Genomic DNA, 19,657 nt, shown 5'->3' on the forward strand with positions numbered 1-19,657 from the left:
GGGGGCGGGAGGCTCCAATTGACATTCGTTGGAATTACGAATGACAGGTGAGAGTAAGAACACCAAAAAACCGCCCCCTGAACTAGAGGGCGGTCCGATTCCGTCTATTCGACTGTAATCGTGCGTGCTTTGGCATGGGGATCGCCGAAATGATCGAATACAGCGTAGGCAATCGTGTATTCACCCGGTGTTTCGGTATCGACTTCGCCCGAAATATAGGTGCGGTGGGTGATATCACTGCCGTCCACATCGATGATTGCGACATCCTCCTTGGGATTGAACTCTGAACCTTGGGAAATGGTTATGTCCTCAAGTCCAAGGAATGTGATGGCAGAACTGCTGGCAGCATTCTCCTCAGCCTCTTCGGATTCTCCGGAGGCGGCAGCAAGTTCTTCTTCAGTCGGTGGAATCATCGGTATCGGGTCGCTTGCAGCATTCGACACTTCGATTACACGTGTGTATTCATAGAATCCACCGCGGCTGTTTTCGACACGGTATGACACATTGTAGCTGCCTGCCCGGTTGGTGTTGACGTTGTTGGAGGTCACCTCGATGTTGCCGGTGATGTCCCCGTCGCGATTGTCGATGGCGTAGACGCCGGCAAGCGGATCGAAATCGTCCCCGACCTGCACATTGTAGGCGTCGGTGCCTTTGATGGCCGGCACATTGCCACTATGTGACGCGATTTCCTCTTCCATCGTTGGTCCGTTGTAATCGGCATACTTGGAATCAGTCCCGGTTTCGGATTCTGCTTCTGCTTCGGACGTTTCCGCCTGCTGCAGCTCTTCATCCAGCAGCTCTCCTGTGATCGGCGCTGCCGGCAGCAGTCCGGCCATGAATTTTATTATTGTACTTGTATTCATTATGGTCACCTCGGTATTGCTTTAGGGGTAATGTCCTGCAATGTATATTTATCGAGCACTTCAAGGTATGCCTTGAGGGCATCATTCAGCACGAAACGCAGTCCGCATACGGGTGTCAGAACGCATTCATTGCCTTCCGAGAAGCATTCGGCCATATGGAAGTTGTCTTCCGTCTGGCGGACGACTTCGCCGATATTGAGCGCTTCTGGTTTATAGTTTAGCATAATCCCTCCGCCGCGACCACGTACAGTTTTGACATAGCCGAGCTTCGACAGATGGTGCACCACTTTTGTCAGGTGGTTTCTCGAAATATTATAGTAGCCTGCGATTTCATCTATCTGGACTTTCTCTTCTTCACGCATGCTGAGGTACATCAGCACCCGCAAAGAGTAGTCCGTATATAATGTCAGTTTCACTGGAATCATCTCCTTCATATAATTATACACGCATTCATTGCTGATATAAATAAAGTGCCTCGAAACGCAATTATTCTGTGAACGAAATGTGAAATTTAGCACAAAAACTTGAAAACCGTTTCATATTAAATTACCATAAAGATGTATTGAAAATATATCTTTTGACAAAAGGGGTTTTAACCATATGATTACTGAAGAGAAAAAAGAGGTCATCAAAGCGACGATTCCTGTACTGGAAGCACATGGAACCGAAATTACATCCACATTCTATCAAAATATGTTCAAGGCACATCCCGAACTTCTGAACATTTTCAACCAGACGAACCAGACGGTCGGCGACCAGCCGAAGGCCCTCGCAATGACGGTACTGGCAGCAGCGAAGCATATCGATAACCTCGATGCGATTGTTCCGCACGTTGTCGGCATTGCGCACAAGCACCGTGCACTCGAGATCAAACCGGAACATTATCCGATTGTCGGCAAATATCTGCTCGAAGGCATCCAGGAAGTGCTTGGCGACCAGGCGACACCTGAAATCATCGATGCATGGTGTGAATACTACAACCAGATCGCCCAGGTGTTCATCGATGTTGAGCAGGACATGTACCAGGCCGCAGCATGGGATGGGTTCAAGCCATTCATCGTCAGGAAGAAGGAAGTCATGACACCTGAAATCGTCAGGTTCACGGTGGGTTCCGATAATGTGGACAAGGCCTTCACAGCCGGACAGTATATTACGGTGAAGGTGAAGCCTGCAGACTATCCCTATGAAGCACTCCGCCACTATTCCATCTGCTCGAACGATGCGGAGGACGGCATCACATTTGCGGTGAAACGTGAAGGGCTGGATGACAAGAAGGGCGTCGTTTCGAACTATCTGCATAGTGGCATTGAAGAAGGCGATGCACTCTTCCTTTCTGCACCGGCGGGCGACTTCAAAGTCGAAGCGGAACACGACAGGCTGCTCTTCATCGCCGGTGGTGTCGGTGCGACCCCGGTCATGGCAATGGCTGAAGAGGCGATTTCAAAAGGCAAGGATGTCAAATTCGTCTACAGTGCAATCAACGAACAATACCTGCCATTCAAGGACCAGTTTGAAAAACTGGAAGCGGATGGAGCAGACATCAGCGTGAAGTATAGTGACACCGACGGCTACCTGAACCGTGAAGACTTTACAGGCAGTGAGGACCGTGAAATCTACATCTGTGGTTCCATGCCGTTCATGAATACGATGATCGCCGAACTCAATGCCATGGGCATCGATGATTCCCGCATCCACTTCGAGCCGTTCGGTCCGAAAATGAGCCTTCAGAAAGTATAATAAGCGTCCAGAAGATATTTCAAATATAGACGATACACCCATCCGTCCCTAATCGGATGGGTGTATTTTTTTGTTGTGGAATGGTTTATATTATAATGATGGATGGGAAAACGAATCATTTTCCAGATCAGTATAAAAATCAGGAGGCTTCATAATGGAAAGAAAATGGGGTATCAACTTCATCCGGGTGGCATCAGTATTCGGACTGCTCGGCGTATTCATCGGTTCACAGATGGCGGGGGAGATGGACTACAGCATCCGTCCGATCCACACGCACGTACTGCTTGTGGGATGGCTGTCCATGTTCGCATGGGGCATATTCTACAGCGTCTACCGCATCAGAAATAAACTGCTCGTCCATATCCACGGCATCACGGGCATGCTGGGGGCAGTGATGCTGACAAGCGGGATGTACTTCTATATGCTCAACCCGTTCGGTTTCAATGAAACATTCACTATGATCTATTTCATAGTAGGCGGCAGCGTCCTGCTCATCGCCTTCCTGCTCTTCCTCGTCATTACATTCCTTGTGGAAAAGGATGGACAGGACGGCTAGATTCTCCTCTTCAAAAAGGAGAGTTTTTGTGTTTCATTTTATTTTAAAGGGAAAGTAGTAAATAAAACCATAGAGAGAAAGCGAGATGGAGTCTTTGGAATATATTCTTCTGGTAATCGGCTTTGTCCTGCTGATCAAGGGTGCGGACTACTTCGTAGAAGGTGCCTCGAACATCGCAGTCAAGCTCAATGTATCTCCGTTGCTGGTCGGCCTGACCATCGTCGCACTCGGCACCAGTTCGCCTGAAGCGACAGTGGCGATTCTGGCCGCACTGGATGGCAGTCCGGGCGTCGTACTCGGTAACGTCATCGGCAGCAACATCGTAAACATCACGGTCGTTGTCGGTCTGACGGCGATGATTGCCCCGCTCACAGTGCAGAGTGAAACCGTCCGCAAGGAGATTCCATTTGCGATGCTGGCGGCCGTCGTACTGATGATACTGATGGCGGACGTGGCGCTGCAGGGGGCGGGAGCGAACATCATCAACCGTGGTGATGGTATCATCATCCTGCTGTTCTTCTCGGTGTTTCTGTATTATGTATTTGAAATGGCACGGAAAAACCGTTCCAGTGCAGTGGAGAAAGTCGATGCGGATGCCGGAGAGTCCTGGCTGAAGAATATACTCTTCACCATTGGTGGCCTCATTGCGATCATCATCGGGGGTGAAATGGTTGTCAGCAGTGCAACGGAAATCGCCCTGGCACTCGGCATGAGCGAGGCACTCGTCGGTCTGACGATCGTTGCGATCGGTACATCACTGCCTGAGATCATGACCTCGGTCACCGCAGCCCTCAAGGGGAAAGGCGACATGGCCATCGGCAACGTCGTCGGCAGCAACATCTTCAACATATTCTTCGTCACCGGCACGGCCTCCACTGTGGCGCCGATTGCTGCAGAATCCAAGCTGTTCTTCGACGGCTGGGTGATGGTGGCCCTGACCGTGCTGCTGCTGATCTTCTCCCGGACCCACTTCAAAATCGGACGTAAGGAAGGGGCGGTCCTGCTCATCGCCTACATCATATATCTGGTGTACATCATCATGAGGAACTAGTGCTTACTGTTCATATCATAAATTAAATTTACGGATTTCCTCCTTCTCAATGATGAGAAGGAGTTTTTTATTTTATAATGAATAGGGAATGGAGTGGAGAAGACGATCCATATCATAGGAAAGAGAGATGAAGGCATTGGTTTATATTCTGCTCATCATAGGTTTCATCCTGCTGATCAAAGGGGCGGACTACTTCGTTGAAGGTGCCTCGAACATTGCGTTCAGGCTGAATGTCTCCCCGCTTCTGATCGGCTTGACCATCGTCGCATTCGGGACAAGTGCCCCGGAAGCGACCGTGTCCATCGCAGGTGCGCTTGAAGGAAGCGCAGGCGTTGTGCTCGGCAACGTCATCGGCAGCAATGTCGTCAATATTACGCTTGTGCTCGGCATCACTGCACTCATCGCCCCAATTGCCGTAAAGAGTGAAACAGTGCGCAAGGAGATACCATTCGCCCTGTTGGCCACCATCATACTGATGATACTGATGGCGGATGTGGCACTCCAGAATGCCACGGAAAATATACTGGGTCTGGGCGATGGGCTGGTCATCCTGCTGATCTTTTCCATATTTTTATACTATGTATTCGAAATCGCAATGAAAAACCGTACGGAAGCGGAACCTGAGGCGGATGCCGGTGTCGGCGAGTCGTGGACGAAGAATATAATGCTGACTGCCGCGGGCCTCATTGCCATCGTACTCGGCGGCAGCATGGTCGTCGATGGTGCAATAGAAATCGCCCTGGCCCTCGGCATGAGCGAGACGCTGGTGGGTCTGACGATTGTTGCGGTCGGGACCTCCCTGCCTGAAATCATCACTTCCATTACGGCAGCGATGAAGAAGCAGGGGGATATCGCTTTTGGCAATATCGTCGGAAGCAACATCTTCAACATCCTCTTCGTTGCCGGCGCCTCATCCGTGATCGCGCCACTGACCATAGAGTCCAAACTGTTCTTCGACGGCTGGGTGATGGTGGCCCTGACCGTACTGCTGCTGATCTTCTCCCGGACCCATTTCAAGATCGGGCGCAAAGAAGGGGCAGTCATGCTCGCCGCCTATCTGGCGTATCTGGTGTACATCATCATAAGGAACTAGGGCCGGAGACCTGGGTCAATTCATTAACCTGAATGAATTTATTTGCAGTCGAAAAAAATCAAACCACCTCCTTTCCTCCATATATAGGGAAGGAGGTTTTTATTATGGATAAAAGAAGACGAACGAAATAACAGCAGTGGCTGATGGTCATGGCAGAACCGGGGATGGTCCCAGGTGAGGGAGTACTCGTTATCCGGGGGAGTTCAGGTATAGGGATCAGGAAATTAAGTGAAAAGGTGTAATGGCCATTCGTGATCCCGGTCAATGGCAATTGGCACGCTTCCCACGCACAATAGCCCGGACAGCAGATGCCGTCCGGGCTTTATTCATACATAAAATGATATTATTCGATGCCGTTGTGCCATTTGGCAGCGAGCAGTGTATTATTGAGCACCATTGTAATCGTCAATGGGCCGACACCGCCTGGTACTGGGGTGATGTAGCTCGCGACTTCCTTGGCGGAGTCGAAATCGACATCACCGACGAGTTTTTCATCGACGACGGTGTTGCCGACATCGATGACGATGGCGCCTTCTTTAAGGTGTGCGCCTGTCACAAGGCCGGGTGCACCGACGGCACTGACGATGACGTCATAGTCCTTCAGCTTGGCTGTCAGATCCTTTGTCCGGGAATGCATGAGAGTGACAGTTGCGTTCTCGTTGGTGAGCAGTTTGGCGACAGGCTGGCCGACGATGTGGGAACGACCGATCACTGCAGCGTCCTTCCCTTCGAGGGAGCCGGTATGCTTGAGCAGTTCCATGATGCCAAGCGGCGTGCATGGTACGAAAGTGCGCTGGCCTGTATAGAGTCTGCCGATATTCACCGGATGGAAGCCGTCGACGTCCTTATGCGGTGCAATCGCTTCGAGCACCTTCTCCTCGCTGACCTGTTCGGGCAGGGGGACCTGGACGAGAATGCCGCTGACTGCATCGTCATTGTTCAGGCGTTCGATTGTGCTGAGCACTTCCGCTTCGGAGGTGTCTTCATCGAGATGGACGATCTCCGATGTCATGCCGATTTTTTCGGCGGCTTTATTTTTTGAGCGGACATAGCTCAGAGAGGCACCATCATTGCCGACGATTACGACTGTCAGGTTCGGAGTGATGCCTTTGCTTTTCAACTTCTCAACTTCTTTGGCAAGGCCGGCGCGGTATTCCTTCGCGATTTCCCTGCCGTTCAAAAGTTCTGCTGTCATCTTAAAACGCCTCCTAATAGATTTTCCTCCTCCATTATCCATGAGTTTATTGAAGATTTCCATATCCATTTCATGAAATTGCTTATTTATCATATTTTCAGAATATTGTTTAATATGTGAACAATGACGTATATTTATATGTACATACAAGGTATTATTTAACCAAATACAAACAATAGGATATAAATATTAATAAATGTTCGTTTTTAGGTTGATTATCCGCATCCGTATTGTTAAGCTGAACTTGAGAAAAAAACATCTGAATACAGAGAGGGTATTTATTCATGACAGTTGGAATAATTATGGGCAGTTCTTCGGACTGGCCGACGATGAAGCATGCAGGCGACATGCTGGATACTTTTTCAATACCGTACGAAAAGAAAGTGGTAAGTGCCCATCGTACACCTGAAATGATGATGGACTATGCAAAAACGGCGAAATCACGCGGCATCAAGGTGATCATTGCCGGCGCCGGAGGGGCTGCACACCTCCCGGGCATGGTGGCTTCGATGACAAATATTCCGGTCATCGGCGTACCGATCGAATCGAAGGCGCTGCAGGGGCTGGATTCCCTGCTGTCCATCGTCCAGATGCCGGGCGGCATCCCGGTGGCGACGACGGCAATCGGCAATGCCGGCAGCAAAAATGCCGGGATACTCGCGGCAAGGATGCTCGCAGTGGGCGAACCGGAGCTCTATGGCATGCTCGAGGAATACACGAAATCATTGGAGGAGAAAGTGGAGGCGATGCAGGATGAACTCAATTAGGCTGGGTGGCACAATCGGAATCATCGGAGGCGGACAGCTTGGGAAGATGCTCGCCCAGAGTGCACTCCGGATGGGGTACAGGGTCGCCATCCTGGATCCTTCGGGAGATGCGCCGGCAAAAGCCACTTGTCACACATTCATCCATGCACCGTTCAGCGATTTCGATGCACTGAAGCATCTGTGTGAAATCTCGGACATCGTCACTTATGAATTCGAGAACATCGACGCACATATTCTGCGGACACTCGTCCATGACTACAATGTGCCGCAGGGTGCCGAAACGGTGCTGACACTCCAGAACCGCGACCTCGAGAAGACGGCAATCGCTGAGTCGGGTGCGGACATCGTCCCCTATGGAAAAATCGAAGATGGGGACGCGCTCAAAGGATTCGTCCGGGAGCACGGTCTGCCGGTCATCGTCAAGACGACGACGGGCGGCTATGACGGCAAGGGCCAGATGGTGATTGAAAGCGAAGCGGAGCTCGCAGAAATGAACATCCCGTTCGATGAAGCGGAATGGGTGGTCGAGAAATATCTCCACCTGGAGCGCGAAGTCTCCCTGACAACAGCGCGCAGCACGAGCGGGCAGGTCATCCATTTTCCTCTGCAGGAGAACCTGCATAAGAATCAGATACTCTACCGCACGATTGCACCCTCACGCATCGATTACGAAGAAGAGGCGAAACAGGCTGTCGGGAAGATTATGGAAGCGATGCATTTCGTCGGAGTATTCACAGTGGAATTCTTCATCGACCAGGACGGCCGGCTGTATGTCAATGAGATTGCGCCAAGGCCGCACAATTCGGCCCACCATACGATCGAGTCCTGCAGCATCAGTCAGTTCGATGCCCATATCCTTGCGCTGCTCGATCATCCGATGCCGGAAGTCCGCCAGCACCAGCAGGCCATCATGATGAACCTGCTCGGCGATGATCTCGACCGTCTGGAAGACACACTGTTCAGCCAGCCGGACTGGCACGTGCATGTCTATGGCAAGACGGGACGCAAGCCCGCCCGCAAGATGGGGCATGTGACGCTGCTTACGGATGATGTCGAGGCGACACTGGGTCATCTGGAACAAAAATTTATCAAGGGAGTCGAAGCGTAATGCTGTTATATGAAGGAAAAGCGAAACGGGTCTTCAATACGGAGACGGATGGCGTCTACCGCATCGAATACAAGGATGAGGTGACGGCAGGGAACGGGGAAAAGCATGACTTCCTTACAGGAAAGGGAAGGCTCAACAACCTGATTTCCGCCGACATCTTCGAATACATGGCAGCTCACGGCATCGACTCCCATTTCGTGGAGCGCATCAGTGAGACGGAGCAGCTTGTCCGTGCAGTCGACATCATTCCACTCGAAGTGGTGGTCAGGAACTTTGCTGCAGGCAGCATCGTCAAACGCCTCGGGCTCGCTTCCCACCAGCCGCTCGATCCGCCGCTCGTCGAGTTCTTCTACAAGAACGACGACCTCGGCGACCCGATCCTGACAGATGATCATGTATTGATGCTCGGACTCGCCACAACGGAAGAGATCAAGGCACTGAAGGCAGCAGCACTGAAAATAAACAGCGTGCTCAGCCGGATGATGGCAGAGATGGAACTCTCCCTCATCGACTTCAAGATAGAGTTCGGCAAGGGTCAGGATGGAAACATCGTCCTTGCGGATGAGATTTCGCCGGATACATGCCGCATCGTCGACATGGAGACGAAAGAGAATTTCGATAAGGATGTGTACCGCAACAGCACCGGCTCGCTGCTCGATACGTACACTGCATTCTATAACAAGATGGAGGCCATTAAATAATGAAGAAGGTAGAACTGATCGTTACACTGAAACCACAGGTACTGGATACGCAAGGGGAGGCACTGAACCGCGCGGTGCATGAGCTCGACCATGATGAAATCAACAACATCCGCGTCGGCAAGGTCCTTTATTTCGACATCGACGAGACGGAGGATGCAAAGATCGACGACAGTGTGCGCCAGCTGTCCGAGAAGCTGTTCACCAATACCGTCATCGAAACATACTCCTACAGAATCCTCGACGAGGTGTCCCAATAATGAAGTTTGCAGTCGTGAAATTCCCAGGCTCCAACTGTGACAGGGACATGCTGAACGCCGCCGTCAAAGCGGGTGGCGAGGCGGAGTATGTCGACTACCGCGAAACTTCCCTCGAAGCATATGATGGCGTACTAGTTCCCGGCGGCTTCTCATTCGGCGACTACTTGAGGAGCGGTGCGATGGCGAGTGTGGCGCCGATCACCCGTGCCATCAAGGAAGCGGCGGCATCAGGCAAACCGGTGCTCGGCGTCTGCAATGGCTTCCAGATACTGACCGAAATCGGCCTCCTTCCGGGTGCACTCATCTTCAATGACACGCATACATTCATCTCCCGCAATGAAGTGCTGACGATCACGAACAATGAAACGGCGTTCACCAGCGGATATGAAAAGGGCGAATCCGTCATCTTCCCGGTTGCACACGGCGAAGGACACTACTACTGTGACGACGAAACACACGAAACACTTGTTGAAAATAACAGGATCGTACTCACATACAATGACAATCCGAATGGTTCGAGGGCGGACATCGCCGGCATCGTCAATGAAGCGGGCAACGTCTTCGGCCTGATGCCGCACCCGGAACGCGCGCTCGAGACACTGCTCGGCAGTGACGACGGCATGAGACTTTTTGAAAAAATGAACGATTGGGAGGCTAACCATGATCACATTCACTGAACCGACCGAACAGGATATCCGGAATGAAAAACTGTATGCCGATATGGGACTCACCGACGGGGAATATGATAAGGTCATCGGAATCCTCGGCAGGGAGCCGAACTACACGGAAACAGGCATATTCTCCGTCATGTGGAGTGAGCACTGCTCATACAAGCATTCGAAACCCCTCCTGAAGCAGTTCCCGACAACGGGTGACCGTGTACTGATGGGGCCCGGCGAAGGTGCGGGCGTCGTCGATATCGGCGATAACCAGGCGGTCGTGTTCAAAGTGGAATCCCATAACCATCCTTCCGCTGTGGAACCCTACCAGGGTGCGGCTACGGGTGTCGGGGGCATCATCCGTGACATCGTCTCCATCGGTGCGCGTCCAGTCGGCCTCCTGAATTCCCTGCGCTTCGGCGAACTTTCTGAGCCGAACAACCGCCGCCTTCTGCGCGGCGTCGTTGCAGGCATCGGCGGCTACGGCAACTGCATCGGCATCCCGACGGTATCGGGCGAAGTGGAATTCGATCCTTCCTATGACGGCAATCCGCTCGTCAATGCGATGTGTGTCGGCACGATCGACCATGACAAGATCCAGAAGGGGACTGCCAGAGGCATCGGCAATAAAGTCATCTACGTCGGTCTCAAGACGGGCCGCGACGGCATCCATGGGGCGACCTTCGCCTCCGAGGAACTGACGGAGGCGTCCGAATCGAAGCGTCCATCGGTGCAGATCGGGGACCCGTTCACCGGCAAAAAGCTGATGGAGGCGACACTCGACGCCATTAGACAGCCTGAACTCGTCGGCATCCAGGACATGGGGGCGGCAGGCCTCACCTCCTCGAGTGCCGAGATGGCAGCGAAGGGCGAATCCGGCATTGCGCTCCATCTCGACCAGGTGCCGGTCAGGGAGGACGGCATCACACCATATGAAATGATGCTGTCGGAAACACAGGAGCGCATGCTGCTCGTCGTCGAAGACGGTTCCGAGGACAAGTTCCTCGACATGTTCGAAGGCTACGAACTCGATTCTGCAGTCATCGGCGAAGTGACGGATACCGACCGCCTGGAGCTTTTCTTCCATGGTGAAAAATATGCGGACATCCCGGTCCAGCCGCTGTCCGATGAAGCACCGGTCTACATCCTTGAAGGCGAGGCACCGGAGCAGGACGCGACGCCGTACAGCTACGGTGACCAGAATTTGAACGCAGTGTTCGATGCACTCATCGGGCATCCGACCCATGGTTCGAAAAGCTATATATACGAACAGTACGACAACCAGGTCGGGGCGAACACCGTCCAGAAGTCCGGCTTTGGTGCAGGCGTCGTCAGGGTCGAAGGCACAGACAAGGCGATCGCGATGGCAATCGACGGCAAGAGCCGCTATGTTTATGCCGATCCATTGAACGGCGGGAAGGAAGCGGTTGCGCAGACCTTCCGCAGCATCATCTCGACCGGTGCACTGCCGCTTGCGATGACGGACTGCCTGAACTACGGCAGCCCGGAAAAGCCGGAGATCTACCATCAGCTGGAAGCATCTACGCGCGGCATGGCGGAAGCGTGTGAAGTGCTGTCGACGCCGGTCGTATCCGGCAACGTCAGCCTATATAATGAATCGAAGGGCACCATTCTCCCGACGCCGGTCATCGGCATGGTCGGACTGATCGAAGATGTCAACTTCATGGCCGGCGTAGAAATCTCAGCCGGTGACGCACTCTACCTTGTCGGTGAGACGACGAAATCGTTCGCCGGCAGCCAGATCGAAAAGCTGATCGACAATGATATCAGGAAACAGGCGCGCCACATCGACCTGAAACTTGAGTATGCACGCGGCATGGACCTCCGTGGACGCCTCATCGACGGTGAAGTGAAAAAAATAGCACCGGTCGGCCGCGGCGGCATCGCCATCAAATTGGCCCAGCTCTCAGCATTCCACCACCTCGGCATGGATGTGGAAATCAACCTTGACGGGGAAGATCTCTTTGCGGAGAATGCTTCCCGCTACATTGTGATTGCACCCGCCGGCCTGGACCTCAAGGACGGCACAGAAATCGGCAGACTGACGGACGAAGGATTCCATATCGGTACGCACGACCTGACCATCGACCGGAGCATTGACGCGATTTCAAATACTTGGGAGGGGGCAATCCCGCAATGTATGACATCCACGGACTAAATGAAGAATGCGGTGTGTTCGGAATATTCAACCACCCGGAAGCGAGCGAACTGACGTATATGGCACTCCACAGCCTGCAGCACCGGGGCCAGGAGGGTGCAGGCATCGTCTGCTCCAATGGGGAATACCTTTTCGGCGCACGCGGCATGGGGCTTCTGACGGAAGCACTGTCGCAGGAGCAGCTGATGTCGCTTGAAACTTTTCCGCATGCAATCGGCCACGTCCGCTATGCCACGACGGGCGGCAGTGAAATATCGAACGTCCAGCCGTTCCTGTTCAAAAGCCACAATGGCGACCTCGGCCTTGCCCACAACGGTAACCTCGTCAATGCCATCAGCGTGCGTGAAGCACTCGAGGATGACGGGGCGATCTTCCAGACATCTTCCGATTCCGAAGTGCTGGCGCACCTGATTCGTAAAAATAAAAGTCCGGACAGGAAGCAGCGCATCAAGACGGCGCTGCGCCAGCTGAAGGGCGCGTTTGCATTCGTCATCCTGGATGAGGATTCGCTGACGATCGCGCTCGATGACCATGGTGTACGTCCGCTCATGCTCGGCATGGTGGACGGGGCATACTGTGTGGCGAGTGAAACATGTGCGTTCACGGCCATCGGTGCAGAATACATCCGGGATATCGAACCGGGTGAACTGATCACCCTGAGTGATGAGGGCATCGATTTTGACTACTACACGGATACACGCCATCCCAACATGTGCTCGATGGAATACATCTATTTTGCACGTGCAGATTCCGAATTCCGGAGCACTTCAACGTATACCATAAGAAAGTCCCTCGGGCGTGAGCTCGCCCGCGAGATGGATGTCAGCGCGGATATCGTCATCGGTGTACCCGATTCGAGCCTGGCCGCGGCAAAAGGATTTTCGGAAGCCTCCGGCATTCCGCAGGAGCAGGGGCTCCTCAAGAACCGCTACATCGGGCGGACATTCATTTCAAAAGGGCAGGAAGCGCGTGAACGCGCAGTGCGCATGAAACTCTCTCCAGTACGGGACGTCGTGGAGGGCAAAAGCGTCATCGTCATAGACGACTCCATCGTGCGGGGGACGACAAGCCGCTTCATCGTCAAGGCACTGAAGAAGGCTGGGGCGAAGGAAGTGCACATGGGTGTATCCTCTCCGCCGCTTAAAAACCCATGCTTCTACGGCATCGATGTGTCGACGCATGCAGAGATCATTGCCTCACAGAAATCGACAGAGGAGATCCGTGAGGAGATCGGTGCCGATTCTCTGACATACCTGTCGGTCGATGCGATGCATGATGTATACTATTCCTATGGCTCGAAAGGCCAGTGTGATGCCTGTTTCACAGGCAACTATCCTATTGATATTATCGACCGTCTCCTGCCTCAGGAGAAGGATCTGAAGACGAAAGGGGTCTGACATGTCAGAACAGTATAGAGATGCCGGCGTGGATATCACGGCCGGATACCAGGCAGTCAACCAGATCAAATCCCATGTCAAACGGACGATGCGGAAGGAGGTCATCGGCGGTCTCGGCGGATTCGGCGCCGCATTCGACCTGTCCAGACTGAACATGAAATCCCCCGTCCTCGTTTCCGGAACGGACGGTGTCGGCACGAAGCTCAAGCTTGCGATCGATCATGACCGCCACAACACCATCGGTGTGGACGCCGTGGCGATGTGCGTCAATGACATTTTGACGACGGGTGCAGAGCCGCTCTACTTCCTCGACTATATCGCCGTCAACAAGGTGGTGCCGACGCATATAGAACAGATTGTCGAAGGCGTCTCAACGGGATGCCAGACGGCGGGCTGTGCGCTCATCGGCGGGGAGACTGCCGAGATGGGCGATATGTATGGTGAAGGGGAATATGATATCGCAGGCTTCAGCGTCGGTGCGGTGGAGAAGACGAAATACATCGATGGATCAGCCGCGAAACCGGGGGACAGAATCATCGGTCTTCCTTCAAGCGGAATCCATTCCAATGGCTACAGCCTTGTCAGAAAATGGCTGCACGACTATTCGGTGGATGTCGACGACACACTGGACGGCACACCGATCATCGACCTTTTGCTTGAACCGACGCGCATCTATGTGAAAAGCGTGCTTGCCGTGCTGGAACAGATCGAAGTGAAGGCGATGAGCCATATTACGGGCGGCGGCTTCATCGAGAATATCCCTCGTGCATTCCGTGAAGATGCCGGGATCGACATCGACGCCTCGAAAATTACAGTGCCGAAAGTCATCGACTGGCTCATCTCCCTGGGGGAAATGGACAGGGAAGAAGCGTATAATGTGTTTAACATGGGTATTGGATTCATACTCTGTGTCGACCGGGACGATGTCGACCGTACGCTCGGCATCCTCGAATCCGCCGGGGAGTCACCGCTGGTGATCGGTGAAGTGACCGAAGGAAGCGGCCTGACGATCCATGGCTACTAGGGTTGCGGTCCTTGCTTCCGGCGGGGGCACGAATTTTGAAAATCTTGCACATCGTGCGGAGGACATCGGCATGGAAATCACCGTGCTGATCACCGACAATCAGGATGCGTTTGCCATAACCCGTGCGGAACAGCTCGGCATTCCATATGCTGTACATGCGCGGACGGAATACCCATCGAAAGAGGCACATGAATCGGCGATCATCGAAACGCTCGGGGCATACGACATTTCATATGTACTGCTCGCCGGATACATGCGGATCCTGTCGGCCCGCTTCATTGAAAGTTTCGAACGCCGCATCATCAATCTGCACCCCTCACTGCTGCCAAGCTTCAAGGGCAGGGACGGTATCCGCGATGCCTATGAATACGGTGTGAAGGTGACCGGTGTGACCATCCACTTCGTCGATGCCGGCATCGACACGGGAGAGATCATCGACCAGATGCCGGTGATGATCGAAGCCGGTGACACGCTTGAAGCGGTCACCCGAAAAATCCATGAGACGGAGTATGCACTCTATCCAAAAGCCATCAAAAAAGTTCTAAAGGAGAGAGACGATGAAGAAAGCACTCATTAGCGTTTCTGATAAGAGAGGATTGGAGCCATTCGTGCGTGGTCTTGCGCGCAATGACTATGAAATCTATTCCACAGGGGGCACATTGAAGGCAATAGAATCCTTCGGGGTCCCGGTCGAGAATGTCAGCACGCTGACAGGTTTTGAAGAAATATTGGACGGGCGCGTGAAGACGCTCCATCCGGCTGTCCATGGGGGCATCCTGGCAGATCGTGACAACAAGTCACACATGGCGGCACTCGAATCGGAGGGCATTGCACCGATCGATCTAGTGGCGGTGAACCTTTATCCGTTCAAGGAGACGGTGGCACAGGCGGATGTGACGGAGCACGATGCGGTCGAGAACATCGACATCGGTGGGCCGACCATGCTGCGTGCTGCTGCAAAGAACTTCAAGCACGTCACAACGGTCGTATCCCCCGAAGACTACGGGGAAGTCGTCCAGCGCATCGAATCGGACACGCTCGATGAAACATACCGCCGCTCCCTGATGATCAAAGTGTTCCGTCATACGAACGACTACGACCAGGCGATCGTCAACCATTTCAGCCAGGCGGAAGAAACACTGCGCTATGGCGAGAACCCGCACCAGTCGGCCCGCCTTGTCAGGACGACGGAGGACCGCAATACGATCCTCAATGCCGATGTGCTCCATGGCAAGGCACTGTCCTACAACAACCTGCGTGATGCCGATGCCGCGTTCCAGCTGGCCAAGAAGTTCACGATGCCGGTGGCGGTCGCGGTCAAGCACATGAACCCTTGTGGTGTAGGCACGGGCGAAACGATTGCAGAAGCATTCAGGAATGCCCATGAAGCGGACAGCCAGTCCATCTTCGGCGGCATCGTCGCGCTCAACAAGACGGTAGACCGCGAAACGGCGGATCAGCTCCATTCCATCTTCCTCGAGGTCATCATTGCGCCGAACTTCGATGAAGCAGCGCTTGAAGTGCTCACACAGAAGAAGAATGTCAGACTGCTCGAGGCCGACTTCCGTGAGGACGAACACGCAGAGGAGTTCGTCAGCGTGTCCGGCGGCTATCTCGTCCAGTCCCAGGATACGGGAGCGCTCGAGGAGAAGGACATCAAGGTGGTTACGGATAATAAACCGACGCGTGAACAGATGACTGCCATGGCACTGGCCTGGGAAGTTTCCAAGCATGTCAAGAGCAATGCGATCGTCCTTGCGAATGAGAAGCAGACCGTCGGCATCGGCGCCGGACAGATGAACCGCGTCGGTGCGCTCAAGATTGCCATCGACCGTGCGCTTGAACTCGGTGACAATGTCGTGATGGCAAGTGACGGCTTCTTCCCGATGCCGGATACTGTCGAACTCGCGCACACGCATGGCATCCGGTCGGTCATCCAGCCGGGCGGCTCCAAGCGCGATCAGGAATCCATCGATTTCTGCAACGCAAATGGCATGGCGATGGTCTTTACGGGCATGAGGCATTTCAAGCATTGATCAATGGATACCAGCCGGATGCGTCCGGCTATTTTATTATCGAAAGGAGCAGTTTTATGAATGTTGCTGTAATCGGTGGCGGTGGAAGGGAACATGCATTGGCAAGGAAGCTTGCCTCATCCAGGCGCGTGGAGAAGATCTTTGCCGTGCCGGGGAATGACGGCATGCGGGATGTGGCGGAAGTGCGTCCGGAGATCGGGGAGACCGATTTTGAGGCGTTGGCGGACCTGTGCATAGAAAACGCGGTGGAATGGGTCATCGTCGGTCCGGAAGCACCGCTTAACGAAGGTGTAGCCGATTTTCTGGAGGGGAAGGGCATCAAAGTGTTCGGGCCGAGAAAGGCAGAATCGAAGATCGAATCCTCCAAGGCATTCGCAAAGGACATCATGGAGCGGTACGGCATCCCGACAGCGAAATACCAATCCTTTACGGATTATGACGCTGCCTATCAATACATAGAATCAGTGGGGGCACCAATCGTCCTTAAAAAGGACGGTCTTGCTGCCGGCAAGGGTGTCGTCGTTGCCACGGACATGGACGAGGCGCTCGCCGGCCTTGATGCGCTGATGGAAGGGGCCGATGCCCCGGTCGTCATCGAGGAATTTCTGGAAGGGGAGGAGTTCTCCCTGATGGTGCTCGTCAATGGGGAGTACACACATTCCTTCGAGATCATCGCCCAGGACCATAAGCGCGCATTTGATGGGGACGAAGGGCCGAACACCGGCGGCATGGGCGTATACGCACCGGTCGAACATATCTCGGAATCCGTAAGGAAGGCGGCGGTGGAGCAGATTGTCGAACCGATGGCACACGCCATGGTGGCAGAAGGCCTCGACTATTTCGGCGTCCTCTACCTCGGTGCCATCGTGACGGAAGAAGGCGTCAAAGTCATCGAATTCAATGCCCGCTTCGGCGATCCGGAAGCACAGATCCTGCTCTCCCTGATGAAGGATGACTTCATTGACGTGCTTGAGAAGGTGGAGCGGAAGGAATCCTTTGAACTGACCTTTGCGCCCGGGCATCAGGTGGGCGTCATGCTCGCAAGTGCCGGCTATCCCCTGGCCTATGAAAAAGGGCACACCATCGATTTTGATGATGTGCGGGACGCGTGCTATGTCAGCGGTCTGAAGCAGGAGGATGGGAGATGGTGCACAAACGGCGGCCGGGTACTGCTCGTCACCGGTGAAGGAGCGACGATTGAAGCGGCGGTCGACGCAGCATACGCCAATGTCGATAGGGTGTCCTTTGATGGGGAGGCATTGTTCCTGAGGCGGGATATCGCCCGCAGGGCACTGAACCAGGGTAGACCGGAAGCATGAAATTTGTCTGGTTGTGCGTCACGAGCGGCAATCGGGTCCAAAACAGTAGAAATCCACATAAAAAAGGCGTCGCCAGAACACCGTCCGTGTAATGGCAACGCCTTTTTGCTATTCGAATGAATCCTGAATCTCATCTTCAGTCCTGTCGGTACCGGATTCGTCCCTTTCAAGGTCTTTCCCCTTATCGACTTTCCTGTCCGCCTCGGTATCCATCTCTTCTGATGGGTTTTCCTTGGTGCGTGCTTCCTGTGCTGCATCTTCGATTTCGGATTTCTTATCTTTATCTTTAAAGTCCATTTGAAATCACTCCTAATATTACTGGTTTGATATCATATATATTTATTACTTATCTGCTGTTAGTTGGAGTATACCCATGCTTTTGGACCCTTAAACAAAACTTTGGACATTTCTTTTCAGACAGATGGTTCATTCCATGCATTCGGAGAGGAATTCCTCTATAATGGGAAGGGATATTGAGGTGAAATGAAATGAAGTGGTTGAAGCAACAAAGCGAAGTGATCATAAGCATCCTTCTGGGAGTGTTCTTTGTCGTTCTGGGCCTGTTCATACTGTTCAATACGGGCAGGATCAGAGGCAATGGCGAAGCTGCCGGCACTCCCCAAATAGATACATTTTTTGACCTTTTCAATGCGTTTTTTGTAGAGGTCCTCAACATATTGGGCATGGTCATCGGCGGATTTCCGATCATTGCGGGCATACTGTCCATCCTGTTCGGACTTGGCATGTTCAAAATCGCCCAGCTCATCCGCAGGACGACGGAATATGATACGGAGCTGTCATTCTTCTTCATTGGGCTCTCGTTCCTCCTTTTCCTGCTGACGACACTGCTGATGTTCCAGGTGTACGGCTGGTTTGCACTCCTGTTCCTGCTCGCATTCATCATCCATATGCTCTACAACATCTTCAACGAGTATCTGGATCCGCGGCACCGCAAGGAACACTATATGGTCATCCTGTTCTTCTATGGACTGGCCTATTTCTTTACACAGACTGCCGTCTATTCGAATATCGATGTGACGCTGTCTCCGACGGATGTTCTATCGATCAACATGTTCTTCGGTATCCTCTGGGTACTGTCGCTCATGGCCCTGTGGGTCGGTGTCTTCCTTTCGAAGTCGAAAAATCTGCTCAAAAAGCCGAAGCAGGGCGACCGGGCGACACTCTCCCGCAAAAATAAAAGGCGCAGGCTGCATCCTGACGAGTACCTCGGATTTTCAAAACAGCTGTACGACATGCGCAACGGTCTGCTCCGCAGAGTGAAGACGTTCATGGAAATCGAATTCCCATACTGGCTGAAGCCGAACTATATCGAGCTGCTGCTCGGGGCACTTGTGCTGATCTTCGTCCTGATCGAATTCAACAATCGTCATGGTGTATTCACAGAAGGATATTTCAGAATATCCGATATGCAGTATATATATGAATGGGTCAATCTGTTCATCGCCCTGGCATTGGCAGTGGCCTACCTGTTTACGACGTTCTTCAACATGACACAGGGCAAGTACTATCACCGTCAGATGATCGTCATCACGGCTCTATGGCTGAAAGTGACTGTAAGCCTGTTCATCACCCTGTTCAGGGACGTGGAACTGTCCCTTTTCATACTGCCATTCAACATTCTGCTCGTCCTGCTGACGACGCCGCTGTTGATCATAAGCGTATTCAAAGAATTCCATAATAGGGGGAGATAAGAG

20 protein-coding genes are annotated in these 19,657 nt (G+C 53.1%); 16 read left to right on the top strand and 4 right to left on the bottom strand.

Annotation, left to right across the window (positions count from 1 at the left end; translation table 11 throughout):
• Window positions 1-104: 104 nt before the first annotated feature.
• Window positions 105-863, bottom strand: a complete 759-nt coding sequence (locus tag RQP18_RS04325; protein WP_342388936.1) for an immunoglobulin-like domain-containing protein — start codon at window positions 861-863, stop codon at window positions 105-107.
• A gap of 5 nt (window positions 864-868) precedes the next feature.
• On the bottom strand, window positions 869-1,279 hold the full coding sequence (locus RQP18_RS04330) for an RrF2 family transcriptional regulator (RefSeq protein ID WP_342388937.1): 411 nt from the start codon (window positions 1,277-1,279) through the stop codon (window positions 869-871).
• 184 nt (window positions 1,280-1,463) lie between these two features.
• Here RQP18_RS04330 and RQP18_RS04335 point away from each other — a divergent pair, with 184 nt between their 5' ends.
• The 4 genes from RQP18_RS04335 (at window position 1,464) to RQP18_RS04350 (ending at window position 5,300) form a co-directional block, all read left to right on the top strand.
• The gene (locus tag RQP18_RS04335) at window positions 1,464-2,600 is read left to right on the top strand and encodes a globin domain-containing protein (protein ID WP_342388938.1); all 1,137 of its coding nucleotides are present in this window, start codon (window positions 1,464-1,466) and stop codon (window positions 2,598-2,600) included.
• Window positions 2,601-2,754: 154 nt separating this feature from the next.
• Window positions 2,755-3,156 carry a hypothetical protein gene (locus RQP18_RS04340; protein WP_342388939.1) on the top strand — a complete coding sequence of 134 codons (402 nt, stop codon included), beginning with the start codon at window positions 2,755-2,757 and terminating at the stop codon, window positions 3,154-3,156.
• A 94-nt stretch (window positions 3,157-3,250) separates the two neighbouring features.
• Window positions 3,251-4,207: a calcium/sodium antiporter gene (locus RQP18_RS04345; RefSeq protein ID WP_342389365.1), complete on the top strand. Its 957-nt coding sequence runs from the start codon at window positions 3,251-3,253 to the stop codon at window positions 4,205-4,207.
• Between the two features lie 136 nt (window positions 4,208-4,343).
• On the top strand, window positions 4,344-5,300 hold the full coding sequence (locus RQP18_RS04350; RefSeq protein WP_342389366.1) for a calcium/sodium antiporter: 957 nt from the start codon (window positions 4,344-4,346) through the stop codon (window positions 5,298-5,300).
• A 343-nt stretch (window positions 5,301-5,643) separates the two neighbouring features.
• Here the strand turns inward: RQP18_RS04350 and folD are convergent, their stop codons facing one another.
• Window positions 5,644-6,495 (bottom strand): bifunctional methylenetetrahydrofolate dehydrogenase/methenyltetrahydrofolate cyclohydrolase FolD, encoded by an 852-nt coding sequence (folD, locus tag RQP18_RS04355; protein ID WP_342388940.1) that lies wholly within the window; start codon window positions 6,493-6,495, stop codon window positions 5,644-5,646.
• Window positions 6,496-6,779: 284 nt separating this feature from the next.
• On the opposite strand from folD, the gene purE reads away from it, so the two are divergent.
• From purE to purD, 11 genes are read left to right on the top strand one after another with little or no spacing between them, the layout of a single operon-like run.
• Window positions 6,780-7,262, top strand: coding sequence for a 5-(carboxyamino)imidazole ribonucleotide mutase (gene purE, locus RQP18_RS04360; protein ID WP_342388941.1), 483 nt, complete (start codon window positions 6,780-6,782; stop codon window positions 7,260-7,262).
• The gene (gene purK / locus RQP18_RS04365) at window positions 7,249-8,370 is read left to right on the top strand and encodes a 5-(carboxyamino)imidazole ribonucleotide synthase (protein ID WP_342388942.1); all 1,122 of its coding nucleotides are present in this window, start codon (window positions 7,249-7,251) and stop codon (window positions 8,368-8,370) included. Before purE ends, purK begins: the two co-directional genes overlap by 14 nt.
• Window positions 8,370-9,071, top strand: coding sequence for a phosphoribosylaminoimidazolesuccinocarboxamide synthase (purC, locus tag RQP18_RS04370; RefSeq protein ID WP_342388943.1), 702 nt, complete (start codon window positions 8,370-8,372; stop codon window positions 9,069-9,071). The genes purK and purC overlap by 1 nt, the downstream gene beginning before the upstream one ends.
• Window positions 9,071-9,328 (top strand): phosphoribosylformylglycinamidine synthase subunit PurS, encoded by a 258-nt coding sequence (purS, locus tag RQP18_RS04375; RefSeq protein WP_342388944.1) that lies wholly within the window; start codon window positions 9,071-9,073, stop codon window positions 9,326-9,328. Before purC ends, purS begins: the two co-directional genes overlap by 1 nt.
• Entirely contained in the window at window positions 9,328-10,005 is a 678-nt protein-coding gene (gene purQ, locus RQP18_RS04380) for a phosphoribosylformylglycinamidine synthase subunit PurQ (protein WP_342388945.1), read from the top strand. The genes purS and purQ overlap by 1 nt, the downstream gene beginning before the upstream one ends.
• The gene (purL, locus tag RQP18_RS04385; protein ID WP_342388946.1) at window positions 9,989-12,166 is read left to right on the top strand and encodes a phosphoribosylformylglycinamidine synthase subunit PurL; all 2,178 of its coding nucleotides are present in this window, start codon (window positions 9,989-9,991) and stop codon (window positions 12,164-12,166) included. Before purQ ends, purL begins: the two co-directional genes overlap by 17 nt.
• Window positions 12,145-13,563, top strand: a complete 1,419-nt coding sequence (purF, locus tag RQP18_RS04390) for an amidophosphoribosyltransferase (protein WP_342388947.1) — start codon at window positions 12,145-12,147, stop codon at window positions 13,561-13,563. The genes purL and purF overlap by 22 nt, the downstream gene beginning before the upstream one ends.
• A gap of 1 nt (window position 13,564) precedes the next feature.
• Complete coding sequence (gene purM / locus RQP18_RS04395; RefSeq protein WP_342388948.1) at window positions 13,565-14,587, top strand: phosphoribosylformylglycinamidine cyclo-ligase; 1,023 nt, start codon at window positions 13,565-13,567, stop codon at window positions 14,585-14,587.
• Window positions 14,577-15,164, top strand: a complete 588-nt coding sequence (purN, locus tag RQP18_RS04400) for a phosphoribosylglycinamide formyltransferase (RefSeq protein WP_342388949.1) — start codon at window positions 14,577-14,579, stop codon at window positions 15,162-15,164. Before purM ends, purN begins: the two co-directional genes overlap by 11 nt.
• Window positions 15,145-16,623 carry a bifunctional phosphoribosylaminoimidazolecarboxamide formyltransferase/IMP cyclohydrolase gene (gene purH, locus RQP18_RS04405; RefSeq protein ID WP_342388950.1) on the top strand — a complete coding sequence of 493 codons (1,479 nt, stop codon included), beginning with the start codon at window positions 15,145-15,147 and terminating at the stop codon, window positions 16,621-16,623. The genes purN and purH overlap by 20 nt, the downstream gene beginning before the upstream one ends.
• A gap of 56 nt (window positions 16,624-16,679) precedes the next feature.
• Window positions 16,680-17,942 (top strand): phosphoribosylamine--glycine ligase, encoded by a 1,263-nt coding sequence (gene purD, locus RQP18_RS04410; protein WP_342388951.1) that lies wholly within the window; start codon window positions 16,680-16,682, stop codon window positions 17,940-17,942.
• Window positions 17,943-18,050: 108 nt separating this feature from the next.
• Here the strand turns inward: purD and RQP18_RS04415 are convergent, their stop codons facing one another.
• A complete protein-coding gene (locus RQP18_RS04415; protein ID WP_342388952.1) occupies window positions 18,051-18,239 on the bottom strand; it encodes a hypothetical protein in 189 nt (62 codons plus the stop codon).
• A gap of 191 nt (window positions 18,240-18,430) precedes the next feature.
• Between RQP18_RS04415 and auxA the strand changes: the two genes are divergently transcribed.
• Window positions 18,431-19,654: a lipoteichoic acid stability factor AuxA gene (auxA, locus tag RQP18_RS04420; RefSeq protein WP_342388953.1), complete on the top strand. Its 1,224-nt coding sequence runs from the start codon at window positions 18,431-18,433 to the stop codon at window positions 19,652-19,654.
• Window positions 19,655-19,657: the final 3 nt, after the last annotated feature.

This window comes from Salinicoccus sp. Bachu38, assembly GCF_038561955.2.
Classification (GTDB): Bacteria; Bacillota; Bacilli; order Staphylococcales; family Salinicoccaceae; genus Salinicoccus; species Salinicoccus bachuensis.